8 protein-coding genes are annotated in these 7,144 nt (G+C 60.3%); 2 read left to right on the forward strand and 6 right to left on the reverse strand.

Features of this window, described 5'->3' with window-relative positions:
- On the reverse strand, positions 1-465 hold a 465-nt coding region (locus NEZ08_RS17285), incomplete at its 3' end, for a PEP/pyruvate-binding domain-containing protein (RefSeq protein WP_298109364.1).
- Between the two features lie 131 nt (positions 466-596).
- Between NEZ08_RS17285 and NEZ08_RS17290 the strand changes: the two genes are divergently transcribed.
- Positions 597-1,724: an SbmA/BacA-like family transporter gene (locus NEZ08_RS17290; RefSeq protein ID WP_298109366.1), complete on the forward strand. Its 1,128-nt coding sequence runs from the start codon at positions 597-599 to the stop codon at positions 1,722-1,724.
- Here the strand turns inward: NEZ08_RS17290 and NEZ08_RS17295 are convergent.
- Genes NEZ08_RS17295 through NEZ08_RS17305 form a run of 3 tightly spaced genes read right to left on the reverse strand, consistent with a single transcriptional unit; the run spans position 1,711 to position 5,034 of the window.
- Positions 1,711-2,649, reverse strand: coding sequence for a 1-phosphofructokinase family hexose kinase (locus NEZ08_RS17295; protein ID WP_298109370.1), 939 nt, complete (start codon positions 2,647-2,649; stop codon positions 1,711-1,713). The two genes, NEZ08_RS17290 and NEZ08_RS17295, sit on opposite strands and share 14 nt — an antisense overlap.
- Positions 2,646-3,764: a glucokinase gene (gene glk, locus NEZ08_RS17300; protein ID WP_367278427.1), complete on the reverse strand. Its 1,119-nt coding sequence runs from the start codon at positions 3,762-3,764 to the stop codon at positions 2,646-2,648. The genes NEZ08_RS17295 and glk overlap by 4 nt, the downstream gene beginning before the upstream one ends.
- On the reverse strand, positions 3,658-5,034 hold the full coding sequence (locus NEZ08_RS17305) for a GH1 family beta-glucosidase (protein ID WP_298109375.1): 1,377 nt from the start codon (positions 5,032-5,034) through the stop codon (positions 3,658-3,660). The genes glk and NEZ08_RS17305 overlap by 107 nt, the downstream gene beginning before the upstream one ends.
- A 232-nt stretch (positions 5,035-5,266) precedes the next feature.
- On the opposite strand from NEZ08_RS17305, the gene NEZ08_RS17310 reads away from it, so the two are divergent.
- Positions 5,267-5,617 (forward strand): hypothetical protein, encoded by a 351-nt coding sequence (locus NEZ08_RS17310; protein WP_298109377.1) that lies wholly within the window; start codon positions 5,267-5,269, stop codon positions 5,615-5,617.
- Positions 5,618-5,697: 80 nt separating this feature from the next.
- Here the strand turns inward: NEZ08_RS17310 and NEZ08_RS17315 are convergent, their stop codons facing one another.
- Positions 5,698-6,168, reverse strand: a complete 471-nt coding sequence (locus tag NEZ08_RS17315) for a hydrogenase maturation protease (RefSeq protein ID WP_298109379.1) — start codon at positions 6,166-6,168, stop codon at positions 5,698-5,700.
- Positions 6,169-6,191: 23 nt separating this feature from the next.
- On the reverse strand, positions 6,192-7,144 hold a 953-nt coding region (locus tag NEZ08_RS17320; protein ID WP_298109381.1), incomplete at its 5' end, for a nickel-dependent hydrogenase large subunit.

Consider the following 7,144-nt stretch of genomic DNA (forward strand, 5'->3'; position numbering starts at 1 on the left):
GAACAGCTCGCGCGCCCCGCGGATGTTGAGGAAACTCTCGTGCTGTCCGGCAAAGCTCGCGGTCGGCAGATCTTCGGCTGTTGCTGAACTGCGTACGGCGACGGCGACGTTGGCGCCATATTCGCGTTCAAGCCGGTGGTATCCTTCAGTGACTTGTCGGCGAATATCGTCCAGGTCGGTAGCTGCATAGACAATGGCGCGGGCTGCGGCGGCTCGCTTGGCGAGGTCGGACAGGCGCCGTTTGTCCAGTCCGGCCAGCAGCTCCCGGAGCTTGTCCCAGACCCCGGCCTGCGTCAACGCGTCGCGATAGGCTGAAGCGGTCAGCGCGAACCCGTTTGGAACGTGGATGTCCTGTAGCGAAAGCGCGGAATAGAGCTCGCCCAAGGAAGCTGTCTTGCCTCCCACGAGGGGTACGTCTTCAAGGCGAATGTCCTTGAACCAGCGAACGTAGCCAGAGGAGCCCATCGCACTTTCTCCCGCGCTGCAGCACCGCCATAAGCCAAAATCGAGTTGTTGACACTTTGAACGATCGGCCCGTGCCGGCCTTTGCGCGAGATCAATGGGGAGGCAATGATATATTCGATATTGAGGCCGATATGACCGAGGAAAGCGCAGATTCGCATCAGGAATGGTCCCGATTCTGGGAGAGCGCGTCAGGTTTCTGGCGGGGGCTGGCAGCGTGGCGGGTTTGGCTGCTTGGTAGCGCGATGATCGGGATCGTCATCCTGCAGCTTTATGTTCAGTTCCGCCTCAACTACTGGAACCGCGACTTCTTTGACGCGCTGGAGGGGCGTGATCCTTTCCGCCTGCGGGCTCAGGCTCTGCTCCTGGTGCCGCTGTGCGGCGCGAGCGTTGCGCTCGCAGTAACTTCGGTATGGGGCCGCATGACCATGCAGCGCATGTGGCGGCGATGGCTGACGAGCCACGTGATCGATTACTGGATCGACAACGAGCGCTATTTCCGTCTGGCGCAGGTGCAGGGCGAAGTGGAGATGATCCCCGAATACCGGCTTGCAGAGGACGTGAGGATTGCCACCGACGCACCGATCGATTTTGCGCTCGGCCTCGTTTCCTCGCTGCTGACCGCGATCATTTTTATCCAGATTTTGTGGAATGTCGGCGGCGGCTTTGCTTTTTCGCTGCTTGGCTACGAAACCTGGTTACCCGGTTATCTTGTGATCAGTGTCGTCATTTACTCCGGAATGGTCACCGTCGCGATGATCCTGGTGGGCTCGCCGCTCACCAGAGTTGTCCAGATCAAGAACCAGGCAGAGGCCGAGCTGATCACGGCGGCTCATTTGGTACGGGATGTCGGAGAGGGAACGGCTCCGAAACCCCGAGAAACGGAGATCAAGCGCGGGGTGTATGAGGCGCTATGCGACGTGATCGAGCAGTGGCGACGTCTGTGCTGGCAGCTGATGCGCATGACTCTGGTATCGCATTCGAATACGCTTGTGGCGCCGATCGTCGGGCTCATCCTATGCGCACCGAAATTCCTTTCGGGCGGCATGACGCTCGGCGAACTCACGCAGGCGGCCGCAGCCTTTACATTGGTGCAGGGTTCCTTCAACTGGCTTGTCGACAATTTCGATCGGGTCGCGGGTTGGGTCTCGTCGCTTGAAAGGGTCGGCGGCCTCTTGCTCTCCCTTGACCGACTCAATCACGGTTCGTCGCTGCCGGCTCCTGCGACGACCATTCCCGCCGAACCCGTTACGCCGATTTGAGGATCACAGCCTCGGCAAGTCGTCTGACATCATCTGCACGGCAAAGCTCGGTGCCCGGATTGAGGAGAGCCGCGGCTCCCGCAGCAGCAGCCAGCCGGAAAGCGGCTTCGAGATCGATCTCCGACGCGAGCCCATGGATCAGCGCGCCCAGGAAGCTGTCGCCGGCGCCGACGGCGCTCACGGGCGTGATCGCAAGGGGAGGCGCTCGCAAAGTCCGATCCCGCGTGACCAGAGCGGCGCCGAGGTGCCCCATGGTGAGCGAAATCATGGCGACGTTCCCGTTCCGAACGAGATTCTTGGCAGCATCTTCCCATTCCAGGGCGTCGGATGGCTCGCGACCGGTCAGGTCGTGCATTTCGCGCAAGTTCGGCTTGATGAGATAGATCCCTTCAGCAAGCGCCGCGGCAAGCGCAGGTCCTGATGTATCGAGGATCATCTTGGCGCCGCGCTGCTTTGCCACCCGGGCTATCCGTGCGTAGAAATCATCGGGCACGCCCCGAGGCAAGCTGCCGCTTGCAACCACAAACCGCGGAAAAGGTTCGCTACGAGACAATAGATCCAAGCAGCATTGCCATTCGCTTTGGAGGAGTTCGGGGCCGGGCAGAATGAAGCGATATTGCTGGCCCGTATCGGTTTCACCGACAAAGAAATCCTCGCGCGTTTCGTCAGAGATAGCGAAGGTTTGACTTGCGACGCCTTCGCGTTCGACCAGCTTGCGCAGTGAATCGCCAGTGGAGCCGCCGATTGGATAGATCGCGCTGACGTCTCCCCCCAGACGCTTGATCACGCGCGCGACGTTGATGCCGCCTCCGCCTGGGTCGCGGCGTCGCCAAGCGCCTCGAAGCTTGTAGACGGGAATGATCTTTTCAACGGCGGTCGAGACATCGACCGCAGGGTTGGGCGTAATGGTGACGATACTCGTCATCGGGAGTTCGCCAGTTGGCGCCCGAAGAACGCCCTGAGACCGGCGAAACTCGCGTCAGGTTCGATTACGACCCACGTTGGAACGTCGCGCAAATAAGGCTCGAAACGTCCTTTGCTTTCGAACTGCTTTCGAAAGCTCGATCGGGAAAGGGTGTCCGTTAAACGCGGAACAATGCCACCCGCGATGTAAACGCCGCCGCGGGCGGAGAAGGTGAGAGCGAGATCTCCCGCAACGCTTCCCAGCCAGGAGCAGAACATGTCGACCGTGACGTTACATACGTCGCAACTGCCGTCCAGGGCCGCTTTTGTGATTGCAGCCGCATCTCGTTCCGGCACGGTGGCGCCATCGATGCTCGCCAGGGCCTCATAGAGATTGACAAGACCTGTTCCTGACAACACCCGTTCAATCGATACGTGACCGATGCGGTTGCGCAAGAAGGCGATCACCTGCTCTTCGCGGTGGGAGGTCGCCGGCAGGGTCGCGTGACCGGCCTCGGTGGCGGCGGCGAACCGCATCCCCGGCCCGGGTGAAAATAGACAGGCCGCACCGAAACCCGTGCCGGGTCCGAGCGCAAGCATTGCACCACCCGCGGCAATTGGCTGGTCTCCGAGGGGGTAGAGGTGTTGAGGCTGCAGTTCCGGGAGCGCCCAGGCAACCGCTTCGAAATCGTTGAGCAGTCTGACGGCTTCAAATCCGAAGGTCCGCTGCAACTCTGCGCCATCGATCGACCACCCGCTGTTGATGATGGTGCAACGGTTGTTCTCGACCGCTCCGGCGACGCCGAGGACCGCGACATCAACGGTCGCGGATGGAACACGACGCTGCAGGAATTTTGAGATCGCCTGTGTGACACCGGGATAATCTGCGACCTTGAGATGATCGATCACCCCAATTTCGCGACGGGTCATGAGCGCAAACCGAGCATTGGTGCCGCCGATGTCGGCGAGCAGAACGCTATGCTCCTTCGACATGTGGTCGTCTTTCATCGTTGCCATTGCGGTCACGCGGTCAACGCATCGTCGCAGGAAACCGCAACCTTCGGCTTGCGGCAATGCAATTTGAATACCACCGCGCGGACTCCTTGGGAATTCGCCGTTGAGTGGCATAATCGACATAGACGATGCCGAATCGTTGCGAATAGCCTGACGCCCACTCGAAATTGTCGAGAAGCGACCAGACAAAATAGCCTCGTACATCGGCGCCGGCCGAAATCGCCTCGTTCATTGCGCCGGTATAGGCCTGCAAATAGGCGATACGCCCGGCGTCTTGCACATGTCCAGCATCGTCAATTCTATCGTCGGCGGCAGTTCCGTTCTCCAGGACATAGATCGGCAGACCGAAACGACGATCGATGTCCAGCAAGGTGTCGCGGAATGCACCGGGGACGATCGGCCATCCGATCGAGGTTCGTGGTACGTCGTCCGGTGGTGCACCGAAGGTGGCACGGAGCAGGTTTGAATCTGCTTTGATGTAATGCGGTGAATAGTGGTTGAGACCGAACCAATCGACGCGACGTGCGATCTGTGCCATGTCGCCGGGCTGCTGATAAGGCTCCATGGCTTCGGCCAGGGCAGGGGTATAGCAACCAAAATGTTGCGGATGAGGGAAGGCATCGTTCCAGTATTCCGCAAAGCGAAGTGCGGCCGCGACGTCGTCGGCGCTCGTGCTCACGGCAAAACAGGGCTGCCGGTTGTGGATGGCGCCGAGCGAGGCGTCTTGCACGCAAGAGCGCAACACGTCAATGGCCGCTCCATGGCTCAGATTGACGTGATGGATCGCTCTGTGCAAAGCGGCTTTGTCAGCAATCCCTGGCGCGTTCGAACCAAAGCCGTATCCAAACAGGGTAAACACGCATGGTTCATTGAACGTGGCAAACCGTTTGACGCGGTCGCCATAACGCCTGCCGACCAGCGCGGCGTAGTCGGCGAACCAGCCGGCGATGTCGCGGTTTTCCCAGCCGCCGAGATCATCAAGCGCTTGAGGCAGGTCCCAGTGATAGAGACATATCCACGGTTCGATGCCCGCCGCGAGAAGAGCGTCGATCAGTCTGTCATAGAATGACAGACCTGGTTCATTGCCCCCGCCGCGACCTCTCGGCAGCACGCGAGGCCAAGAGATTGAGAAGCGATAGGCGCCGACGCCAAGGCCCTGCATTAATGCGACGTCCTCGGCAAAGCGATGATAATGATCACAGGCGATGTCGCCGTTATCGCCGTTTTTTACGCGGCCCTGCTGCCGGCAATATGTGTCCCAGATGCTATCTCCGCGACCGTCGCTATGCGTCGCGCCCTCGATCTGAAAGCTGGAGGTCGAGACGCCCCAAAGGAAGCTTGAGTTCGGCAGTTCCTCCGCCTTCTCGCTGCCCTGCAAGCCAGTTCCGGCCATTTCAGTCATCCCTGTATTTGGATGCCAGGATAATGGAGAGCCCGGCGCGGCTATCTCTTGATGGAGATCAAGGGCCTCCCCGGACGACCGGCCTAAATTCCCAACACTCGCCACCGGTTGAAAGAACCAGATGATGCAGTGCCGCAATCCATTCCCGCTTCCCGATCGCCTCGATGCGAAGCTGCAACCACTTGTCTCGTTTTGGGAGAGCCTAAGACGCGGCGAGAATCGCATGCCGTTCAGTGATGATCTCGGCGTGACGGCCCTGTCCCATTTGCCGGGAAATCCGTTCTTGCTGAGCGCCTTTGTACCGCCGGAGCGCTACCGCTTTGAATTTCTCAGTGAAAGTTTGCGAACGACCGCGGCGCCGGAACGCTTCGTTGACGAGATGCCGCCGAATATCAATTTCAGCTACTTGCGTGCCCAGAGCAGCGCGACCGTCGAAGCGGCCGAACCGACGCTTTTTCACCTCACCGATTTTTCCGGTTACCGCTTTGCCAGAGCGCTATTGCCGCTATGGGGCAACGGACAGGTCAACATGCTCCTCGGCGCGTTCGATAGCGTGAAGATATCATGTGCTTAGGTCGAATCGCGTGTATACCGTGACTTTTACCGGAATAATCGCTATCCGTCCGTGGCCGTGGGTACGTTGTCCTGGGCTCACTACATGGTTGCTCGCGCTTCAACGCAGCTCAACCGATCGACCTCTTCAATGATCTGTTCGGCGACATCGGCCGCTGCTTTGGCTACCTGCGGCGTCATCGGCGCGCCGATATCGAAGCAGGCGCCTTCTACCGCATAGATGACAAGGGTTTCCGGGAGCGTCCGCAATTCACGTGCCAGCGCGATCGCGTCTGCGAGGCAAAATCCGTGGCTTGACGTCAATGAAGAGCTCTCCGCCAACGCATCGTCCGGCCCTTCAAGGCGATGGACCCGGCCGGGCTGTCCCATCGGGTTAGCCGCGTCCACGCATATCAGCGCACCATACTCCGCCCAAGTCTCCACCAGGGTCACGATATCACCGCTGCGAACGACCAGCGTCACATCCGCCGGCAACCGGTCGGCGAGCCGGCCGGCGATAAGTGCTCCGACCCCGTCGTCGGCCCGGCCGGGGTTCCCTATTCCGAGGACCATGATCCGTCTTCGCCCAGAATTGCTCATGATCGGTTGACCCTGAGCTTCAGAAAGTGGGCTGAGCAGGAAATGCAGGGATCGTAGTTGCGGATGGCCTGCTCGCAACGGTGGCGGATGACATCATCTGGCTGGTCGAGTATCGACGCGGCAACGGCGGCGAGGTCCGCTTCGATGCTTGGCTGGTTCTGTGAAGTCGGCGGGACGATCCGGACCCGCTCGATCGTGCCGTCTTCCGCGAAGTCATAGCGGTGCCAGCAGATGCCGCGCGGCGCTTCGGTGCAGCCGAAGCCGGTAGCTGCGCGAGGCACGAGCGCTACTGTGGATTGAGCCGGCGGTTCATAGGCATCGATGATGCGGAGCGCCTCCTCGCAGGCAAAGAGGATCTCAAGGGCACGAACGACGATGCTCTTGAACGGGTTTCGGCATACCGGTTGCAGCCCAACTTCTTCGCCGAGCGCTTGGACGGAGGCGGGCAGCAAAGCGAAATTCAACGCATACCTGGCGAGGGGCCCGACAAGATAGGCGCCGCGTCGCTTCAGGAGGGAATGAAGCGCCGTCGAATGCGGAACATGCCGCTCCTCGAACTCCGATTCATACTCGGCAATGTCGATATCGATGTCGCGGCTGGATACGAGCCGGCCCTCGTTGAAGGGGTATTCGTCGGGATGACGCAGCGCGACGAATTCATAATCCTGCTCGAAATCGGGGAAGGGGAACGTTGCGACCCAGCGGACGAGGCCGGTGGCCAGTTCGCGGGCATGCTCCAGGGTTTCCGCGAGCGCTCGCAACTCGGCCCGGGTCGGCACACGATGAAAGCCGCATGGCTTGACATTGACCGGATGGATCTCGCGCCCACCGAGCAACCGCATGATCTCATTGCCGGCTTTTTTGATCGCGAGGCCGTTGCGGACGACATCGCCATGATCGCGTGTCATCCGGATAGCATCCGGGAAGCCCAGGAAGTCGGGCGCATGCA

The organism is Bradyrhizobium sp. (genome assembly GCF_027451485.1).
Lineage (GTDB): Bacteria > Pseudomonadota > Alphaproteobacteria > Rhizobiales > Xanthobacteraceae > Bradyrhizobium.

Bases quoted from the DNA above. Each gene is read 5' to 3' on its own strand.
- NEZ08_RS17295 (WP_298109370.1), bottom strand. From the start codon at position 2,649: ATGACGAGTATCGTCACCATTACGCCCAACCCTGCGGTCGATGTCTCG.
- NEZ08_RS17290 (WP_298109366.1), top strand. From the start codon at position 597: ATGACCGAGGAAAGCGCAGATTCGCATCAGGAATGGTCCCGATTCTGG.
- glk (WP_367278427.1), bottom strand. From the start codon at position 3,764: ATGTCGATTATGCCACTCAACGGCGAATTCCCAAGGAGTCCGCGCGGT.
- NEZ08_RS17305 (WP_298109375.1), bottom strand. From the start codon at position 5,034: ATGGCCGGAACTGGCTTGCAGGGCAGCGAGAAGGCGGAGGAACTGCCG.
- NEZ08_RS17310 (WP_298109377.1), top strand. From the start codon at position 5,267: ATGCCGTTCAGTGATGATCTCGGCGTGACGGCCCTGTCCCATTTGCCG.
- NEZ08_RS17315 (WP_298109379.1), bottom strand. From the start codon at position 6,168: ATGGTCCTCGGAATAGGGAACCCCGGCCGGGCCGACGACGGGGTCGGA.